Below are 20763 nucleotides of genomic sequence, written 5' to 3' on the forward strand. Positions count from 1 at the left end.
CAACTATGAAAATGGACTTTCCACAGGTAGACTTGCCTACCGAAGTATTAGCATGGACGAATGTAACAGAAGACATTCTCAATATTTACAAGCAATCTTGCCGGTTGCAAGCATGTATTGTTGCCATCTGTACCGAAGGTTCGATGAAAGCCTCCATCAATCTGCTTGATTATGAGATTCGTCCTAATGACCTGATAACTCTGTTACCAGGAACAATCATTCAGTTTCGGGAGAGAACAGAAAAGGTATGCCTTTGCTTTGCCGGCTTTTCCGCACATTGCACCGGACGAATCAATCTCATGAAGAATATTGGTAACGCATATCCCAAACTGATAGAACAGCCGGTGGTTCCTCTTAATGAAGAGGTAGCCAGTTATCTGAAAGACTATTTTGCTCTATTATCACGGGCCAGCTGCAATGAGAACTTCGAAATGGATTCTGAATTGGTTGAATTGTCTCTTCAGACCATCCTGACAAGCATACGATTGATATATCATAAATTTCCGGGTGAAAACGGTAGTTCGAATCGAAAAAAAGAAATCTGCCGGGAACTGATTCATGTTATCACCGAGAATTATAAAAATGAACGTCGTGCACAGTTCTACGCAGATAAATTAGGTATATCTCTTCAACATTTAAGTACGACAGTAAGACAAGTGACAGGTAAAAGTGTATTGGACACTATTGCATATATTGTCATTATGGATGCTAAAGCCAAACTGAAAGGTACCAATATGACTATCCAAGAAATCGCATATTCTCTAAACTTCCCCAGTGCCTCTTTCTTTGGCAAGTATTTCAGACGATATGTAGGAATGACGCCATTGGAATTTAGAAACAGATAATTTATACGAAGGACGATAGAAAACATAAATGGTGAGTTGTAAAACAATGAACGGTGAATAAATTGCGCATTATCCGCAAAGTATTCACCGTCTATTATTTACAGTTCGCTGTTCATAAATGACAGCTTACCATTCATCGTTTACAGCTTACAGGTTCTTGTCTTTTATGGTTCGTTTCTTATTTTCGTCCCAAACTCAACGAATTGAGCACTACGCTCACACTGGAGAACGCCATTGCGGCACTTGCCAGCATCGGATTCAATAACAAACCATTCAGCGGGAACAAGATACCGGCAGCAATAGGAATACCGATCAGGTTGTAAATAAACGCCCAGAAAAGATTCTGATGAATCAGTTTGACCGTCTGCTTTGACAACTGGAAGGCTTTAGGAAGCAGCAACAAGTCCGATGTCATCAAAGTCACCATAGCCACGTCCATAGCAATATCCGTTCCTTTTCCCATGGCAATGCTGACGTCAGCCAATGCCAATGCCTGCGAATCATTGATACCATCGCCCACCATCGCAACCTTCTTTCCCTGCATTTGAAGTTCACGCACAAATTCGGCCTTATCATCCGGCAGAGCGTCAGCTACAAAACGTTCGATTCCTAAACGGGAAGAAACGGCTAGTGCAGTCCGTTGCCCGTCACCCGTCAGCATACAGATGTCAATCCCTTGACGTTTCAGTTCCTTCACTGCTTCGGCAGAAGTAGCCTTTATCGGGTCGGAAACAGCAATGATAGCCAACAACTCGTTTTCACGTCCAAAGTAAATGATGCCGTTACCGTCCGATTCATAGTGAACCAGCATTTCAGCCATCACATCGCTAACTGTCGCACTAAAATCTTTCAGGAGTTTATGACTGCCTACCCAGTAAGTATGTCCCTCATACGAGGCTTTGATTCCTTTTCCCGTAATGCTTTCAAAGCTATCCAACACGGCAGGTTTTATTTTTTCTTCGTCCTGAAGCGCAGCAACAATAGCACCGGCAAGCGGATGCTCCGATTTCATTTCCGCAGCTAAAAGTACATCTTTGAAATGTGGTTCCTGCGACTGCGCCCATAACCATCCGGTAGCTGTAGGATGCCCTTCAGTCAGTGTTCCCGTTTTATCCAGTACAACGACATCTACTTTGCGCATTTGTTCCAAAGCCACTGCATCTTTAATCAGAATATGCTGGCTGGCAGCTTTGCCTATACCCACCATCAATGCAGTAGGTGTAGCAAGTCCCAAAGCACATGGACAAGCAATGACAAGAACAGAAACAGCCGACAAAATACCATAAGAAATATATTCACTACCACCAATGGTAACCCACAATACAAATGTCAGAATGGCAATGCCTAACACGACAGGTACAAAAATCCCCGTAATACGATCGACAATGCGTTGCACGGGAGCCTTGCTGCCCTGTGCTTCCTGCACCATAGCGATAATACGGGCAAGCACGGTTTCACTGCCTACCTGTGCGGCACGAATGATAAATGAACCACGCTGGTTAATCGTTCCTGCCAATACTTTATCACCTTTCTTCTTTTCTACCGGAACCGGTTCACCGCTAATCATACTCTCATCGACATACGAGTCGCCTTCGGAAAGCTGACCGTCCACAGGAATTTGTTCTCCCGGGCGTACAACCACCAAATCACCTACCTGGAGTTTTTCAATCAAGATCTCCTCCTCCACTCCATTGCGCAGAACACGAGCCGCTTTAGGCTGCATTCCCATCAACTTACGAATGGCTGTTGAGGTATTTCCTTTGGCACGTTCCTCCATCAACTTTCCGGTAAGAACGAAAGCGATAATCACCGCAGAAGCCTCATAATAGACATGCGGTTCCAATCCGCGGTCATACCAGAATTCGGGGAAGAAAGTGTTGAACAGACTGAACAGAAAAGCAATGGAAGTACTAAGCGCAACCAAAGTATCCATATTACTCCGTCCTAATTTAGCCTGTTTCCAGGCTCCGGTGAAGAAACCACCTCCGAAAAAGACCATAACAGGGATAGCAAGCACCATTTGAATCTCATTAGAATGTGGCACATGCATCAGTATCATGGAATATACCAATAACGGTACTACCAAAATCCACGCACCAATCACCTTCCACTTCAAACGAGTGTAACGCTTATGCTGTTCCTCTTCCCGACGTTCTTCTTTGTGGGCTTCTTCCACAATCAGATCATAACCTGCCGCAAGCACAGCCGCACGAATCTCTCCGGGAGTCAGCTGCTCTTTCTCATAAGAAACGGTCAATGTATTGGTAGCAAAATTAACGGAAGCCTCAATGACTCCCGGCAATTTTTTTACTGTTCTTTCTACATTATTGGCACATCCTGCACAATGCATATTAAGCACAGGAAATGCCTTTTTTGTTGTGTTACCCATATAATTATTGTTTACGGCCTTCCCCTCCTCTCAAAAAAGAAGTTGGGGAAGAACCCTTGTTTGTTTATAGAAACAAGCTAATACAGGTATTTGTTCAATTACTTCTTATCAGCCTTCTGATCGTCTTTCTTTGTTTCTTTTACAAATTCGGCTTCATAACTGAACTTATTAAACCCTGCCTGCAACTTCTTTACATTCGTTTTTTCAGCGTCATACGTAATGGTTACCATTTTCGTTTTTACTTCGGTCGAAATATCCTTCAGCCCTTTCTCAAAACGCATATTGTCCTTTACTTTCTTTTCGCATTTCTCACAGTGCATCTGCGACACTTTAAATACAACAACACGAATATCTTTTGCCAATACAGCTGTTACACTCAAAAGAGCCACCACGCAAGTGGCCATCCATCTTTTTGTTCTCATTTTTCTTATCAGTTTAAAATTAATATTCTTTATTATGCGATCGTTTCTTTCATTCGCTATTTCCTGCTTTTACTCACTATTTCTAGCTAAGTTAAAACGTATTCCGATATATCCTTTTGCTCCGTGCACCGGTCCCCAAATCATGGTAGAATCAAAGTTGTTCCCCCAGGGATTTGCCGCATCGATAATCGGATTCTTTTGTTTGAAGTTTGTCAGATTCTCGCCTCCTACGTAGATAGACCAGCGGCGGAAGTAACGGGTCACCTGTAAACTCAACTGTTCAAAACTGCCATAACGACGTTCCCAGGATAACTGTCCGTCTCCCAGTTCATAAGGAGTAGGCATCCTGCCGCCGCCATTCAGTTGCAGTGTGGCGTCAAACTGCCATATTCCCAGCGGAGTTTGGTAAGAAGCCGTGAGTAGTCCTTTATATTTGCTAGTCAGCGGTTTCTCCATTCGTTCACCTTTGTAGGTCGTTTTTGCATCTGTGAGCCGGTAAGCACCTGTCAGGGTGAATCCTTTGAAGAAAGGATAACTTGCTTCCACTTGGAACACATGCGAATAAGAGCGTCCATCCAAATTGTAGAAAGCTACTTCATGGGGGTTGCTATCCATATCTACGATCACTTGTTTCAGGAAATCCGTATAATAGTATTCTGCATTCACATTCAGCGTTTTGCCGAATATAGGGATATAAGTAGAGACGCTGGCACCGTAATTCCACGCTTCTTCCATATCCAGGTTCTTTGCTACTTCCACCTTACGACTGCTGGAAAGCAGGTAGTTGTTTTCCGCCAACACATGATTGGTACGATACCCTTTTCCGGCAGAAAGACGGAAATTCACATAATCATTCGGATTGTACTTAAGATGCGCACGCGGAGTCACGAAGAAACCATGTTCGTTACTGTAATCACCACGCAGACCGGCCATTACCATCCATTTATCATTCAGGTTCAACGTATATTGCACGTAAGCACCGGGAACAGCTTCCTTTTCAAAGGCTTTGAGAGGATTGTCCGTTGTATTTTCCAAACGGTAATGTTGGTCATAAGCGTCATAATTGAAGCTCAACCCTGCGGAGAAACTATTTTGCGGATTAAATTCCGTTTCAAACATCAGCGAAGCATAGACGTTGGTTTGATCCACATTATACAGTTTGCGTCCATACGTAGCATCCTGATTGTGTAAAGTGGTGGAAAGAATCAAAGCCAGATTCGTATTCTTCTCCTTATTAAAGATATAGGCGTTCTTGGTGAAGAATTCATAGCGCTCCGTATCGATCCCTACTTTATACAGGTCACCGGAGTGCATTGTCCCTCCATGATTGGCCTGTCCGCTGGTACGTGTTTCAGAAAGGGCTTTGATACCTGCCTGGAAAACATAATGGTCGCCCATGTATGCCCACCGGTTCCACACATTATACTGTTCTACCTGCGGAATATCCACAAATCCGTCATCGTTGCCATCATGCGCCTTGGTCTCATTTTCGTAATGCGCCAGCAGAGAAGTGCTCCATCGTTTGGAAAGTTTCAATGTAGCGTCCGCATTGGCTTCATATCGGTTGGTAGTGCTTGCAAAAAGGTTGGCAGACACCCAATCGGCTTCCGGCAACTGTGGTTTCTTAAATTCTACGTTTATCTGTCCTGTGATGGCTTCATAACCATTCTTCACCGAAGATGTTCCTTTGGAAACCTGTATGCTCTGCATCCACGGACCGGGGACATATCCCAATCCATAAGGAGCGGCGGCTCCCCGATAATTCGGGATGTTTTCCGTCAACATCTGCACATAAGTGCCGGACAGCCCCAACAATTTAATTTGTTTGGCTCCTGTTGCCGCATCGGAATAACTCACATCTACTGAAGGGTTCGTCACAAAACTTTCCCCCAGGTTACAACAAGCGGCTCTACTCAATTCGGCACTGCTTATCATGTCTTCGTTCATCACGCTACTGCGCAATTTCATCGTTCCCAGTTTACGAGTGACAATATTTACTTCATTCAGCTCCACTCCATCACGAAGCACAATATCCAGTTGTTGATTTTTACTGCTCACATGAATCGTGTCGTTCTGAAAACCGATAAAGCTGACAATCAGCATGTGGCTTTTGGAAGGTTTAGTGATAGAAAAACTACCATCCTCTTTGGTTGTCACTCCTTGTCCTGTATTCATCCAGAACACATTGGCACCCGGAATAGCCTCCCCGGTACTATCTTTCACTGTTCCCCGTACTTGCGCATATATATTACCGGCAAATAACAGGAACAGTCCTATTATCATATATTTCATTCTTTCTAAAGTTACTTTCGAGATACAAAATTAATTCATTTCTCATGCAACTTAGTTGCATTCAGTGCTGCTTTACTTTCATGTTCTATTGAAAGCAAAGGATTAAATAAGAAAGAAATAGTGGCTAAATAATATAAGTGGAATATAGCGCCAGCTTCTGCCTCGAACAGAGAGGTGGCGGAGAGGTCAGACTATCATATTCTACCGATTTATCCGCATAGGTCGGAGTCAACAGATAGCAAAAATGCTCACACAAAAGATCGACTACTAAAGCTGATGTTGTCAGTTCAGTAGTATGTTTCATCAAATCAAGCTTATAGATAATAGCTGTACAACCCTTATCTTTACAACCTTTTTTTGAATCACAAGTATGAGTCTTTTTACACTTCGGACAGCCTGTATCACAACAGCTCTGCACCGTTTCACAACGGACACAGCAATAATGCACAATAGAGACTCCACCTCCTGAATAGATAATCAGGAGAGAAAGGATAAGTGCTGTTATGTAGGCTAGTTTTTTCATTTCAGAGGACAAAGATAAGAATAAAAACAGATTTTCCTATAATTTTTCGTAATTAAGATTCAATCAATCCGATACAGACACATTCTCTTTCCTTTATTTGGCTATTTTAGAGTCATATCAGCACTATTAACTCTTTTTACTCAACAATAAAACCTATCTTTGCCCCAATAAATTCTCTGATTTTTAAGTAAACGCTATGCTTACATATTTACTCATCATTATCACTCTTTATCTGGCAGGTAATGCCTACATATTTATCAGAGCAAAGCAAGCTCTGAAAGTTAAATCTCTCGGAGTAAAAATATTCCTGACCGTTTTATTCTGGATATGTGCTTTATCCTTTTTCGGCACGATGCTAACTCGTAACCTTGAGATGCCTGTCTTTATCTCCCATTCAATGTACACCATTGGAACAAGTTGGTTGATATTTACTCTATACATGGCATTATTCTTGCTTTTGTTTGATATCTTGAAATTATTCAAAGTTGTCTACAAATATAGGTTCTATCTGTCTTTAGTGTTCACGTTGGGATTGCTGGGATGTGGGGTATATAACTATCATCACCCGGAAACCAATGTAGTCAGCATTTTAACCAATAAACGATATGAAGATACTCCCCAAGCAATTAAAATCGTCGCAATCAGCGATGTTCACTTGGGAAATGGTACAGGGAAAGCCGCATTAAAAAAATATGTGGAAATGATAAATGCGCAGCATCCCGACCTGATACTGATTAGTGGTGACTTGATTGATAATAGCGTCGTACCTCTTTATACAGAGAATATGGCGGAAGAATTAGCTAACTTGAAAGCTCCTATGGGTATCTATATGGTTCTCGGCAATCACGAATACATTAGCGGTATCGATGAAAGTATCCGATATATTAAAAGCACTCAAATACAATTATTGCGCGATTCAGTAGTTACACTTCCCAACGGCATACAACTGATAGGACGTGATGACCGTCATAACCGCAAGCGTCATTCCCTGCAAGAGTTAATGGTGAATATCGATAAAAGCAAACCTATCATTTTATTGGATCATCAACCTTTTGATTTGGAAAAAACGGAAGCTGCCGGCATCGACCTGCAATTCAGTGGGCATACACACCACGGACAAATATGGCCTATTAATTGGGTGACCGATTATATCTTCGAGCAAAGCCACGGTTATCGCCAATGGGGAAACAGTCACGTGTATGTATCTTCCGGATTGTCTCTTTGGGGACCACCCTTCAGAATAGGAACGCATAGTGAAATGGTTATTTTCAATTTTCAATGAATATTATGCAGTTTTGTCACATATGTTACAGTTTCCAAGCAATCTCTGCCCTATCTTTGCAGAAAAAAGATTATGGAACAATTACATGCTCATGAAGTCCTCCACATGATGGAAGGAAATAGCTACTCGGAATCATCATTGCGGGAAGCAATCATTAAGAAGTTTGGCTCACAGCAACGTTTTTATGCTTGCTCGGCAGAAAACATGGATGTAGATACCCTTATCGAATTTCTGAAAATGAAAGGGAAATTTATGCCTGCTGAAGATGGATTCACAGTAGATATCACTAAAGTTTGCAAGCATTGATTGGCGGATAATATCCGCCAATCCCATTTTTGGGGATAAATAGCTGCATTTTTTTCTGTTTTTATTAGCCCGATTCACGAATTTCATCTATATTTGTCAATAGTGAATGATAAAACAAATGTTGAATTTACAGAAAAAATGGGTATGAAAAAACAATATGTCAGTCTGCTTGCAATTATACTTTCGGTAAGCGGCTTTTTGTTTTCTTGTCATGACAAGATGAACAAAAACACAGGTGCGTTACAGTTTGATAGCATTCAAGTGAATAAGACAGCTCACCTCTTCAATGATACAGCCAAACCGGCCTGCAATATTATTATTAATTTTGCTTATCCGATAAAATCATCGGATGATATGCTGAAAGACAGTCTGAATACTTATTTCATTTCGGCCTGTTTCGGAGATAAATACATCGGCGAAAAACCGGAAGAAGTTGTAAAGCAATATACCGAGAATTATATCAGCGAATACCGTCGCGATCTCGAGCCTATGTATACCGAAGATGAGAAAGACAAGGAAGACGAATCTTCCATCGGTGCCTGGTATTCTTATTATAAAGGTATAGAAAGCCATGTGCAACTGTATGATAAAGATCTACTTGTATATCGCATCGACTATAACGAATATACCGGAGGTGCACATGGAATTTACATGGCAACTTATTTAAATATGGACCTCACCCTGATGCGTCCGCTCCGCCTCGATGATATTTTTGTCGGAGACTACAAAGACGCATTGACCGACCTGATCTGGAATCAGCTCATGGCAGATAACAAAGTGACCACTCACGAAGCATTGGAAGATATGGGATATGCTTCCACCGGGGACATCGCTCCGACAGAAAATTTCTATCTAAGCAAAGAAGGAATCACCTTCTATTATAATGTATACGATATCACTCCTTATTCTATGGGACCTGTAAAGGTAACAATCCCATTTGCTATGATGGAACATCTATTAGGCAGTAACCCGATTCTGGGAGAGCTAAAAAATTAAAAATCATAAAAAGCTGAACACCAATGAATATCCTGTTGTTATCACTTCCATGTGACAGAATAGGATATTCATCCACATCTATCATTCAAAACTTATAATTCAAAATTCAAACAGTGGAAATCATACTGAAATATTTTCCTGATCTGACGGAAGAGCAGCGCAAACAATTCGCAGCTCTATACGACCTCTACACTGACTGGAATTCAAAAATCAACGTTATCTCCCGCAAGGACATTGAGAATTTATATGAGCATCACGTGCTCCATTCATTAGGCATTGCCAAAGTCATCCAATTCCGCCCCGGAACCAGCATCATGGACTTGGGTACAGGAGGAGGTTTTCCCGGCATTCCTTTAGCAATCCTGTTTCCCGAGGTAAAATTCCACCTCGTAGACAGTATCGGCAAAAAAGTACGTGTAGCAACCGAAGTGGCAAATGCCATCGGACTGAAAAATGTGACTTTCCGCCATGCCCGTGCAGAAGAGGAGAAACGAACGTTCGACTTTGTTGTCAGCCGTGCCGTAATGCCTTTGGCGGATTTGATTAAGATTATTAAAAAGAATATCTCTTCGAAACAACAGAATGCATTGCCCAACGGACTTATCTGTCTCAAAGGCGGTGAACTGGAGCATGAAACAATGCCGTTCAAACATAAAACGGTCATTCATAGCTTGAGCGACAACTTCGAGGAAGAGTTCTTTAAAACAAAAAAAGTGGTATATGTTCCGATTTAAACAAGACTATATGTTCTGATAGATGATAAATCATAGAGAAACCATGAAAATAAAAAGATTTGAATTTAATATGTTTCCCGTAAATTGCTACGTATTATGGGATGACACTAAAGAAGCAGTCGTAATTGATCCGGGCTGTTTCTATGAAGAAGAAAAGCAGGCACTGAAAAAGTTCATTCTTACCAATGAACTGAATGTAAAGCATCTGCTGAATACTCATTTACACCTAGATCATATCTTCGGAAATCCGTTCATGCTGAAAGAATTCGGGTTATCGGCAGAAGCAAACAAAGCAGACGAGTACTGGATTGACGAAGCACCGAAACAAAGCAGAATGTTTGGTTTTCAGTTGCAGGAAGAACCTGTACCACTGGGCAAATACCTGCATGACGGAGATATCATCACTTTCGGACATACCAAACTGGAAGCAATACACGTGCCCGGACATTCACCCGGCAGCTTGGTGTACTATTGCAAAGAAGACAACTGCATGTTCTCCGGTGACGTCCTGTTCCAAGGCAGCATCGGCCGTGCTGATCTCACAGGAGGCAACTTCGATGAACTGATAGAACATATTTGCAGCCGTTTATTTGTTCTTCCCAACGAAACAGTCGTTTATCCGGGACACGGCGCTCCCACGACTATCGGAATGGAAAAAGCTGAAAACCCATTTTTTAGATAATAAAAAAGAAGTATTAAGTATCAGGTATTAGGTATTAACAAGGCTAATCGCCCATTAACCGCAGTAATACTTAATACTTGATACTTAATACTTAATTTAATACTTGATTATTATGAAAACCGATTTGTTAGCTAGCCGTCACATCGGCATCAATGAACAAGATACAGCCATAATGCTCCGCAAAATTGGCGTGAACTCACTGGACGAACTGATTAATCAGACAATTCCCGCCAATATACGGCTGAAAGAGCCGCTTGCATTGACTAGTCCACTGACGGAATACGAATTTGGAAAACACATCGCTGAACTGGCAGCTAAAAACAAACTATATACCACATATATCGGTTTGGGATGGTACAACACGATCACTCCGGCCGTTATCCAGCGGAATGTATTCGAAAACCCAGTATGGTATACTTCTTACACTCCGTACCAGACAGAGGTATCGCAAGGACGTCTGGAAGCATTGATGAATTTCCAGACAGCCGTATGTGATCTTACTGCCATGCCACTCGCCAACTGCTCACTTCTGGACGAAGCAACTGCCGCCGCCGAAGCCGTAAGCATGATGTATGCCTTACGCTCCCGCGCGCAACAGAAAGCCAATGCGAACGTAGTCTTCGTAGACGAGAATATTTTTCCGCAGACATTAGCTGTCATGACTACACGTGCCGTACCTCAAGGCATCGAACTACGTGTAGGTAAATATAAAGATTTTGAACCTTCACCGGAAGTGTTTGCCTGTATTCTGCAATATCCGAACTCACATGGAAACGTAGAGGACTATTCTGAATTTACCGAAAAAGCACATGCCGCAGACTGCAAAGTAGCTGTTGCCGCTGATATTTTAAGTCTCGCCCTGCTAACTCCTCCGGGAGAATGGGGAGCAGATATTGTATTCGGAACCACACAACGCTTGGGTACCCCAATGTTCTATGGCGGTCCATCGGCTGCTTTCTTTGCTACCAAAGACGAATACAAACGGAATATGCCGGGACGAATCATCGGATGGTCTAAAGACAAATATGGCAAACTCTGCTACCGAATGGCTTTACAGACACGTGAACAACATATCAAACGGGAAAAAGCAACTTCAAATATCTGTACCGCACAAGCATTATTAGCTACTATGGCAGGCTTTTACGCCGTTTATCACGGTCAGGAGGGTATCACTACAATTGCATCACGTATACACAGCATTACTGTATTTCTTGAAAAGCAATTAAAGAAATGCGGATATACACAAGTCAACGCTCAATACTTTGACACCTTACGTTTCGAATTGCCCGAACACGTTTCGGCACAGCAAATCCGCACGATAGCACTTACCAAAGAAGTTAATCTGCGCTATTATGAAAATGGCAATGTTGGTTTCAGCATTGACGAAACAACAGATGTGGCAGCTGCCAATGTGTTGCTCTCGATTTTTGCCATTGCCGCCGGAAAAGATTACCAGAAAGTAGACGACATTCCGGAAAGAAGCAACATCGACAAGGATTTAAAACGTACAACTCCTTTCCTGACACATGAAGTATTCAGCAAGTATCACACGGAAACAGAGATGATGCGTTACATCAAACGTCTGGACCGCAAAGATATTTCTCTTGCACAATCCATGATTTCCCTCGGTTCATGTACAATGAAGCTGAATGCAGCCGCAGAAATGTTGCCTTTAAGCCGTCCCGAGTTTATGGGTATGCACCCGCTGGTTCCGGAAGACCAAGCAGAAGGTTATCGTGAATTAATCAAGAACCTAAGTGAAGATTTGAAAGTTATCACCGGGTTTGCAGGGGTCAGCCTACAACCCAATTCGGGTGCTGCAGGAGAATATGCAGGCCTTCGTGTGATTCGCACCTATCTCGAAAGTATCGGTCAGGGACACCGTAACAAAGTCTTGATTCCAGCTTCGGCTCACGGAACAAATCCTGCGTCTGCTATACAGGCAGGCTTCGTAACTGTTACCTGTGCATGCGACGAGCAGGGGAATGTAGAAATGGCTGACCTACGTGTAAAAGCTGAAGAAAATAAAGATGAATTGGCTGCACTGATGATTACTTATCCTTCTACACATGGTATCTTCGAGACCGAGATAAAAGAGATTTGCGACATCATTCACGCCTGTGGTGCACAAGTATATATGGACGGAGCCAACATGAATGCACAGGTAGGATTAACCAATCCGGGATTCATCGGTGCAGATGTCTGTCACTTGAATCTTCATAAAACATTCGCTTCCCCTCATGGTGGCGGAGGTCCGGGAGTCGGTCCTATCTGCGTAGCCGAACATTTGGTTCCTTTCCTTCCCGGACACGGAATCTTCGGCAATTCACAAAATCAAGTATCGGCAGCTCCATTCGGCAGTGCAGGTATTCTGCCTATCACATACGGATATATCCGCATGATGGGTGCAGAAGGACTGACACAGGCAACTAAAATTGCGATCCTGAACGCTAATTATCTGGCTACTTGTCTGAAAGATACGTATGGAGTTGTTTATCGGGGAGCCAACGGTTTCGTAGGGCACGAAATGATTCTGGAATGCCGGAAAGTACATGAAGAAGCAGGAATCTCGGAGAATGATATTGCCAAACGCCTGATGGATTACGGTTATCATGCTCCTACCCTCTCCTTCCCCGTCCACGGTACGTTGATGATTGAACCAACAGAAAGTGAAAGTCTGGCAGAACTAGACAATTTCGTAGATGTCATGCTGAATATCTGGAAAGAAATTCAAGAAGTGAAGAATGGCGAAGCGGATAAAGATGATAATGTATTGATTAATGCTCCTCATCCAGAATATGAAATTGTAAGTGATCGTTGGGAGCACTCATATACACGCGAGAAAGCAGCTTATCCTATAGAAAGTGTACGTGATAATAAATTCTGGATAAATGTAGCTCGCGTAGATAACACCTTGGGAGACCGTAAGCTACTACCCACTCGCTATGGTACTTTCGAGTAAAAAGAGGTCTATCCAAAGAGATTTACAGAGCACTGTCTCTTAAAGAATCACCTCACAAAAATAAGGGGATGTATCAAAACTCCCCTTTTATCGAAATCACCCTCGCTACAACTTTCTGTGGCGAGGGTGATTTTTATATGAGAGTTTCGACACAGCCTCTTATTTTATCAGACAAGAAGCTGTATTCTATCTAACGATAGTTATTGTATTAGCCTTTACCTTTTTCTCTTTTATTGGAATCTTCGAATCAGGATAACCCAAAGCTACACAACCGTAGACTTTATGATTGGCAGGAACACCTAAAGCAGTAATAAATTCACGAACCTCCGGATCATCACATGTTGTCCCCAACTGATTGATCCAACAAGAGCCGATACCTAAAGACTGGGCAGCCAGGAACATATTTTCTATGGCACAAGCACAATCCATACCAGCCCACCATTGAGTAGGCTCATTAGATACAATCACTAAAGTCGGAGCATGATAATAGCAACAATAAGTCTTACTATGTCCACGTTCCTGCAAACGAGAATCGTCGCTTTTTGCAAAAGCCCCTTTAATCCGTTCATTCAGTTCTGTCAACTTATCCATATTTTGAATAGCCGTAAAATGCCATGTTTCCAGATGCATTCCACTCGGTGCATAAGTTGCAGCTTCCAAAATAGCCTGCAAATCCTCTTCTAAAACTTGCTGGCCAGTATAAGCCCGTACGCTACGGCGTGCTTTAATGTTCTCTAAAACTTCATTTGTTTTCATGGATAACAAGTATTTTATATAAGTATGCCATCATTATTAGTTTAACTGCATCAATACATTATACTTTTCTACCGTTTGACCAGCCCAATCTTTGCATTCAGTTTGAAATAATAGACTCCATTCTCTCTCTCCAGGAACCCGTATTTGTCTTTCTCTAAAGATCCTTTTTCTAAACGGGTATTTAAAAACAAAAAATCCTCCATTATTTGCTTTTCCGATTTATGATAACAGAGCACTTCTCCATTTCCATCCACCAATAGAATACCTTCCACTGCCGAATCCAATCCATTGTAAATCTTTGCAGGACGCATTCCCAATACTAATGCCATCAAGAACTGCTTCATCTTGAATTCATAGAACTTATGCTTATTGATTAGTTCATCTTTAATCTTCAACGGATTCATTTGTTTAATAACTTCCGTCAACTCACTAATACGGGAGATACCATCCAAATGCATGATACGAACCATTTCTGTCAGTACACGTGGAAAATGCAGATCAATCATCAAAAGATTACTGCGGAATACGCGGTCGGCTACATCAGCGTATTTAAGTACGCCCCCCAAACGTTCGATCATCATCATCCGTTCGGCAACTTCATTCGGAGATTCAGGCAAAGCATTGATTTTATTCACTGTTGGAGTGGCAAATTTGACTCCACTCTGTTCCAGTTTAAGATTCGCTGCACGTCCTCCGTCCAACAACGGATTCATTACGCCCAACCGTGAACGGACATTGAAACCTCTTAACGGAGCTTTCGGATGCCAAAATGTAATGGAAAAATCTGTGCGATCTTCTGTTTTTGCTTCCAAATCGAAAATGGCAGCTTCGTCTAAAAACTCTTCTACTCCTTCTGGAGAAGCAACATCATTTTCCGGCGAAGATTTCACAGCCTGTAATATCAGATCAGCTACAATACCAAAATCTTCACGAGGCATGGACTTACTCCCATTCTCTCCTTCTATACGAATCGTATCTTCTTCAATATAATATTGACGTGTTCCATCATGTTCTTCCCGTTGAATCATTGCAACAGGCCAAAATGTATCTCCCGCCTTTGCTTCTGCTGTGCCTAACACTACTTTTCCATCTGCTAAGAGACGAAAGAAAGAATAGAGTTCGCACCATTCTTTTTTGGTTGCTTCAAATGCCATATATTTTTGTTCTTCTTTATTTTACTACAAATGTTCTATCTTAATTCTACTACTGAATTTTCCTAACTATGAGTTGCTTCTACTGATTGATAACCTGCGGTAAGGTTACAGACGACACAACCGGAGGAACTATATGAGTCACCTCCTCCAATGGAGGGAGCTTGCCTACCTGTGCAAACAGGGAGTTTCGTATCCATTCTCTGGGAGTGACTATGATAAATCGTCCCGTCCAACAACCATCAAAATAGGAAGGGTTACCCGGCTGTTTCTTAATGGGATAACAGATGTTTTCTCCTTTAGTCCGCATCTCCGGCGAACGTCCGGGATCATTCACCCACACATGTTTATCATCAATGCCACGAAGCACCATCCAGTGCCCTCTCGGACCAGGACGCAAACCACGAACTGCACCTGTATATCTCACATTTACAAGCACAGGAATGCCACGATCAATATAATCTTTCAATATCCGATAATCTTTCTGCTGGAAATGTTCGGCACTTATCATGTTTTCATAATAACGTGTCAACGAATCAATCTCAAAAGAATAATATCCTCCCTGCCCTATTGAAGTACGGCGATGGAAAGGAGCACGTTTTTTCAGAAAGTAGTTCCGCTGATATTCAATCAGTTTCTTTTCTGCATCCTGGGCTGTACGTTGTGTATCAGCCGTCATTCCCTTAAAATAATCAAAGACCATTAACGAAGAAGCCAGAGAGCAATGCGAGTAAGGGCATCCCGCGATTTTCTGCGAATACCACGGAACAGGAATATTATTAGGAGCCAGTTTTTGAGTTTCCTGTATTTGTGCTTGCGCCTGAACGCTCATCCATACAAAGGAACTTAAAAACAGACTAAAAATTATGTGACATTTATTTATCATGCAATCCACTCTCTATCTCTATTACTACTTCTAATACTTTACCTACAAAATATTCTCATCATCAAGAATCCGCGCTGTCTCCACCTTCTCCAAACGTGCACGCAACTTAGGCATCATCGAACGACGAATCCGCAATGTCATGCTACAATCCATGTCATACGACTGATTAAGAATCTCCGGTTCCTCTTCTTTCACAATGCGCATGACATCATTCATAAAAGGATATTCAAACATTACCGTCACATCCTCATCTACCGTCTTTTCTATAATAGTAGCGGCAGCAATCGCTTCGGCAGCAGCGGCCTTGTAAGCAACAATCAATCCACTTGTCCCCAACTTGATTCCTCCAAAATAACGAACTACTATAATCAGTATATCCGTCAGTTCATTCGAGTTTATCTGTCCGAGAATAGGTTTACCCGCTGTTCCGGAAGGTTCTCCGTTGTCATTGGCACGGAAATCCTTTCGCGCAGCTCCCAACATATAAGCATAGCATACATGCCGTGCATCATAATACTTTTTCTGATACGTTTCAAGATGCATCTTTATCTCATCGAGAGTACGCACAGGAAGGGCTATAGCAATGAACTTGCTTCGTTTTTCCGTATAAATACCTTCGGAAGGCTCAATGATGGTTTTATAAGTATCTTCAGCAGTCATGTTGCAAAGATACGGCTTTAATGAGAAAAGTCAATCTATCATTTGGAAATATTAATGTTCCACTTATCGATGATAGGCAGTTGGGGGAATTAAAAATAGTGACGCTATCCAATAAAAATAGTGACGGTATACCACAACGATACCGTCACTATCCCGGGCATATCCCGTCACTATTTTTTCTACATCAATCAAGCGTCACATCTACTGATATAGTCCCTATCAACAATGATTTTCGCATCATCTTACAGATATTTTTTAATCTAACTTATGAATCACCAGTCCCGAACGAAGTTTCGGTTCAAACCAAGTAGTCTTCGGCGGCATAATATTGCCTGTATCTGCAATATCCATCAACTGTTTCATAGATACGGGATAGAGAGCCAAAGCCACTTTCATTTCACCGCTATCCACACGCTTCTTGAGCTCTCCCAATCCACGGATACCACCGACAAAATCAATACGTTTATCAGAACGCAGATCCTTTATACCTAAAACTTCATCCAAAATCAAGTTGGAAGAGATTGTAACATCAAGCACACCAATAGGGTCGTTATCATTATACGTACCGGCCTTAGCAGTCAAGCTGTACCATTTACCACCCAAATAGAGTGAAAAATTATGTAAGCCGGATGGTTTATAGATATCCGCACCCTTCTCTTCTACTATAAAGTTTTTATCAAGTGCAGCCAGGAATTGCTCGGGAGTCAAACCATTGAGATCTTTCACTACACGATTATAATCGATGATGGTTAGCTGGTTTGCAGGGAAGCAAACAGCCATGAAGTAATTATATTCTTCATCACCACGATGATTCGGATTTTGCTTTGCTTTCTCTGCTCCCACCAATGCAGCAGCGGCAGAACGGTGATGCCCGTCAGCAATATAAAGAGCAGGCATTTTAGCAAATTCGGCAGTAATGGTAGCAATATCTGCATCCTGGTCGACAATCCAGAAAGTATGTCCAAAGCCATCACCCGGAGCGATAAAGTCATAAACCGGCTTGTTTGCTGTATATTTCTTTATAATAACATCCAGCTTCTCATTATCAGGATAAGCAAAGAAAACAGGCTCAATGTTTGCGTTGTTCACACGTACATGTTTCATACGATCCTCTTCCTTGTCACGACGGGTAAGCTCATGCTTTTTGATAATACCATTCATATAATCGGGAACATAAGCACCGACCACCAATCCGTATTGCGTTTTCCCGTTCATCGTCTGGGCATAGATATAATAGTTTTCCTTATTATCCTGCACCAACCAGCCTTTGTCCTGAAACAGTTGGAAATTCTCGGCAGCTTTAGCATACACCCGTTCGTCGTGTTCATCCATACCAACAGGGAAATCTATTTCCGGTTTAATAATATGATAAAGAGACTTTTCGTTACCTTCCGCTTCTGCGCGGGCTTCTTCAGAGTTCAGTACATCATAAGGACGTGAAGCGACCTGTTCTACGAGGTTTTGCGGAGGACGAATGCCCTTGAAAGGTTTGATTATTGCCATGATATTAGTATTTTATATGTAAAAAATTAAAGCCACAGACTTCTTGAAAATCTGTGGCTCAAATATACTACTTATTTCTAAAAAAGACATTCTGCAACGGATTGTTTTTATTCAGATACTACCATAGTTATCCTGAAAAATCCGGCAGACTTATTCAGAATCTTACTTGTTTACTCTAAATTTCTCGCAACCATCTTTCAAGAAGCCCACAATTTGTTGAGCAGCAGCAATACCGGCATTGATATTTGCTTCGGCAGTTTGAGCACCCATCTTCTTAGGAGTTGAGAAATAACGTCCGGCAAACTTTTCTGCAAACTCTGCGTTAGCAGCAGGCATAATATCTGTGATATATTTGAAGTCTGCACGCTCTTCCATCAGTTTGATTAGTTCTGCTTCGTTAATCACTTCCTTACGGGCAGTGTTTACCAACATAGCACCTTTCGGCATATCTTTCAACAGAGCATAATTGATAGAGTTCTTTGTTTCGGCAGTTGCCGGAATATGAAGAGATACCACCTGGCAAGTCTTGTACAATTCTTCTGCAGAATCAAGTGCTTTCACACCATCTTTTTCGATTACTTCTTTCGGGCAGAATGCATCATAAGCATACACTTCCATTCCGAAACCTTTGGCAACACGAGCTACATTGCGGCCTACGTTTCCATAAGCATGAATACCCAATTTCTTGCCCATCAATTCTGTACCGGAAGTTCCGTTATAGAAGTTACGGACAGCATATACCATCATACCCAAAGCAAGTTCGGCAACAGCATTAGAATTCTGTCCCGGAGTGTTCATCACGCATACATTGTGAGCTGTGGCAGCAGCCAGGTCCACATTATCGTATCCTGCACCGGCGCGAACTACGATTTTCAATTCTTTAGCAGCATCAAGCACCTCTGCATCAACAATATCACTACGGATAATGATGGCATTAGCATCTTTCACTGCATCCAGTAACTGAGCTTTTTCTGTATATTTCTCAAGTAAAGCAAACTCGTATCCGGCTGCTTCTATTTCTTTACGGATACCGTCTACTGCAACTTTAGCAAACGGTTTATCAGTAGCTACAAGTATTTTCATAATCTAATTCTGTTTATAAAGACTCACCACAGATTACCCAGATTCTCACAGAATAAAAAAAATCTGCGTCCGTCTGTATAATCTGTGGTGAAAATATTATTAATGAAGTTTTTCAAATTCCTGCATACAATCAATCAAAGCTTGTACGCTTTCTTTCGGCAGAGCATTGTAGCAAGATGCACGGAAACCACCTACAGAACGGTGTCCCTTGATACCTACCATACCTCTTTCAGTAGCAAACTTCAAGAAGTCAGCTTCGAAGTCTTTGTATTCGGGAGCCATCACGAAACAGATGTTCATACGTGAACGGTCTTCTTTGGCAGCAGTACCCACGAACATTTTGTTACGGTCGATTTCAGCATACAACATATCCGCTTTTTCAATGGCACGACGTTCCATTTCTTTCACACCACCCTGTGCTTTGATCCAGCGAAGCGTCTGCAATGCTGCATAAATAGGTACAACAGGAGGAGTGTTAAACATAGAGCCACTGTCAACATGAGTCTGATAATTCAACATCGTTGGAATGTAACGGGAAACCTTACCCAATGCGTCATTCTTAACGATAACGAATGTAACACCAGCAGGAGCCAGATTCTTTTGTGCACCACCATAAATACAGATATATTTAGAAACGTCGATCGGACGTGAGAAAATATCAGAAGACATATCGGCAACCATCGGAACCGGAGAATCGAGGTCTTTCTTCAATTCTGTACCGTAAATTGTGTTGTTAGTCGTGATGTGGAAATAATCTGCGTCTGTCGGGATTGTATAATCTTTGGGGATATAAGTATATGTAGCTTCAGCAGAGGAAGCAACTTCTACAACTTCACCAAACCCTTTAGCTTCTTTCATAGCTTTCTTTGCCCATACACCGGTGTTTAGGTAAGCAGCTTTTTTTTCGAGGAAGTTATAAGGAACCATGCAGAACTCCATACTAGCACCTCCACCCAGGAACAGTACCGAATAGCCTTCGGGGATATTGAGTAATTCCTTGAATAATGCCTCTGCTTCGTCAACCACAGGTTGGAAGTCTTTGGCGCGGTGGCTGATTTCCATCAAAGAGAGACCAGAGCCGTTGAAATCTAAAATAGCCTTCGCTGTATCCTCTATCACCTCACGCGGAAGAATGGAAGGTCCTGCATTGAAATTATGCTTTTTCATTTGAAGTTTGTTTTTGGTTTAACAATTTCGTTACTTTTGTCTTTTGACCTTGCGAATTTACGAATTTATTTCCGCCGCACAAATCTTTCCTTATAAAAATACTGTTTTAAAGCAGATTTTCCTT

The 20763-nt window shown here is 41.9% G+C and carries 18 protein-coding genes; 7 read left to right on the plus strand and 11 right to left on the minus strand.

Features of this window, described 5'->3' with window-relative positions; translation table 11 throughout:
* The first annotated feature begins 5 nt into the window (after nt 1-5).
* Entirely contained in the window at nt 6-845 is an 840-nt protein-coding gene (locus BSAG_RS03890; RefSeq protein ID WP_004315895.1) for a helix-turn-helix domain-containing protein, read from the plus strand.
* A 178-nt stretch (nt 846-1023) separates the two neighbouring features.
* Here BSAG_RS03890 and BSAG_RS03885 read toward each other — a convergent pair whose 3' ends face one another.
* The 4 genes from BSAG_RS03885 to BSAG_RS03870 form a co-directional block, all read right to left on the minus strand.
* A complete protein-coding gene (locus BSAG_RS03885) occupies nt 1024-3234 on the minus strand; it encodes a heavy metal translocating P-type ATPase (protein WP_004315896.1) in 2211 nt (736 codons plus the stop codon).
* Between the two features lie 98 nt (nt 3235-3332).
* Nucleotides 3333-3656: a heavy-metal-associated domain-containing protein gene (locus BSAG_RS03880; RefSeq protein WP_004300412.1), complete on the minus strand. Its 324-nt coding sequence runs from the start codon at nt 3654-3656 to the stop codon at nt 3333-3335.
* Between the two features lie 69 nt (nt 3657-3725).
* Entirely contained in the window at nt 3726-5948 is a 2223-nt protein-coding gene (locus tag BSAG_RS03875) for a TonB-dependent receptor (RefSeq protein WP_004315898.1), read from the minus strand.
* Between the two features lie 124 nt (nt 5949-6072).
* Nucleotides 6073-6471 carry a hypothetical protein gene (locus BSAG_RS03870; protein ID WP_004306293.1) on the minus strand — a complete coding sequence of 133 codons (399 nt, stop codon included), beginning with the start codon at nt 6469-6471 and terminating at the stop codon, nt 6073-6075.
* Nucleotides 6472-6667: 196 nt separating this feature from the next.
* On the opposite strand from BSAG_RS03870, the gene BSAG_RS03865 reads away from it, so the two are divergent.
* From BSAG_RS03865 to gcvP, 6 genes are all read left to right on the plus strand, one after another.
* Nucleotides 6668-7753, plus strand: a complete 1086-nt coding sequence (locus BSAG_RS03865; RefSeq protein ID WP_004306295.1) for a metallophosphoesterase — start codon at nt 6668-6670, stop codon at nt 7751-7753.
* A gap of 72 nt (nt 7754-7825) precedes the next feature.
* Nucleotides 7826-8059 carry a YecH family metal-binding protein gene (locus BSAG_RS03860; protein WP_004306297.1) on the plus strand — a complete coding sequence of 78 codons (234 nt, stop codon included), beginning with the start codon at nt 7826-7828 and terminating at the stop codon, nt 8057-8059.
* Nucleotides 8060-8203: 144 nt separating this feature from the next.
* Nucleotides 8204-9055 carry an RsiV family protein gene (locus BSAG_RS03855; protein WP_004326964.1) on the plus strand — a complete coding sequence of 284 codons (852 nt, stop codon included), beginning with the start codon at nt 8204-8206 and terminating at the stop codon, nt 9053-9055.
* A gap of 113 nt (nt 9056-9168) precedes the next feature.
* Nucleotides 9169-9789 (plus strand): 16S rRNA (guanine(527)-N(7))-methyltransferase RsmG, encoded by a 621-nt coding sequence (gene rsmG / locus BSAG_RS03850; RefSeq protein WP_004300406.1) that lies wholly within the window; start codon nt 9169-9171, stop codon nt 9787-9789.
* A gap of 43 nt (nt 9790-9832) precedes the next feature.
* Nucleotides 9833-10471 (plus strand): MBL fold metallo-hydrolase, encoded by a 639-nt coding sequence (locus tag BSAG_RS03845; RefSeq protein ID WP_004311627.1) that lies wholly within the window; start codon nt 9833-9835, stop codon nt 10469-10471.
* A gap of 112 nt (nt 10472-10583) precedes the next feature.
* Entirely contained in the window at nt 10584-13433 is a 2850-nt protein-coding gene (gcvP, locus tag BSAG_RS03840) for an aminomethyl-transferring glycine dehydrogenase (RefSeq protein WP_004315900.1), read from the plus strand.
* A 186-nt stretch (nt 13434-13619) separates the two neighbouring features.
* Here the strand turns inward: gcvP and BSAG_RS03835 are convergent, their stop codons facing one another.
* The 7 genes from BSAG_RS03835 to serC all read right to left on the minus strand — a co-directional run bounded on the left by BSAG_RS03835 (nt 13620) and on the right by serC (nt 20639).
* On the minus strand, nt 13620-14189 hold the full coding sequence (locus BSAG_RS03835; RefSeq protein ID WP_004300403.1) for a nitroreductase family protein: 570 nt from the start codon (nt 14187-14189) through the stop codon (nt 13620-13622).
* Between the two features lie 68 nt (nt 14190-14257).
* Nucleotides 14258-15343, minus strand: coding sequence for an HpaII family restriction endonuclease (locus BSAG_RS03830; protein ID WP_004311625.1), 1086 nt, complete (start codon nt 15341-15343; stop codon nt 14258-14260).
* A 79-nt stretch (nt 15344-15422) separates the two neighbouring features.
* Nucleotides 15423-16172, minus strand: a complete 750-nt coding sequence (locus tag BSAG_RS03825) for a C39 family peptidase (protein WP_004315901.1) — start codon at nt 16170-16172, stop codon at nt 15423-15425.
* A gap of 96 nt (nt 16173-16268) precedes the next feature.
* Nucleotides 16269-16886, minus strand: a complete 618-nt coding sequence (locus BSAG_RS03820) for an IMPACT family protein (protein ID WP_004300400.1) — start codon at nt 16884-16886, stop codon at nt 16269-16271.
* A gap of 255 nt (nt 16887-17141) precedes the next feature.
* The gene (locus BSAG_RS03815) at nt 17142-18389 is read right to left on the minus strand and encodes a DUF1015 domain-containing protein (RefSeq protein WP_004311623.1); all 1248 of its coding nucleotides are present in this window, start codon (nt 18387-18389) and stop codon (nt 17142-17144) included.
* A 162-nt stretch (nt 18390-18551) separates the two neighbouring features.
* The gene (locus BSAG_RS03810; protein WP_004300396.1) at nt 18552-19472 is read right to left on the minus strand and encodes an NAD(P)-dependent oxidoreductase; all 921 of its coding nucleotides are present in this window, start codon (nt 19470-19472) and stop codon (nt 18552-18554) included.
* Nucleotides 19473-19571: 99 nt separating this feature from the next.
* Nucleotides 19572-20639 (minus strand): 3-phosphoserine/phosphohydroxythreonine transaminase, encoded by a 1068-nt coding sequence (serC, locus tag BSAG_RS03805; protein WP_004300395.1) that lies wholly within the window; start codon nt 20637-20639, stop codon nt 19572-19574.
* Nucleotides 20640-20763: the final 124 nt, after the last annotated feature.

The sequence above is a fragment of the Bacteroides sp. D1 genome (assembly GCF_000157095.2).
GTDB classification, from domain to species: Bacteria; Bacteroidota; Bacteroidia; order Bacteroidales; family Bacteroidaceae; genus Bacteroides; species Bacteroides xylanisolvens.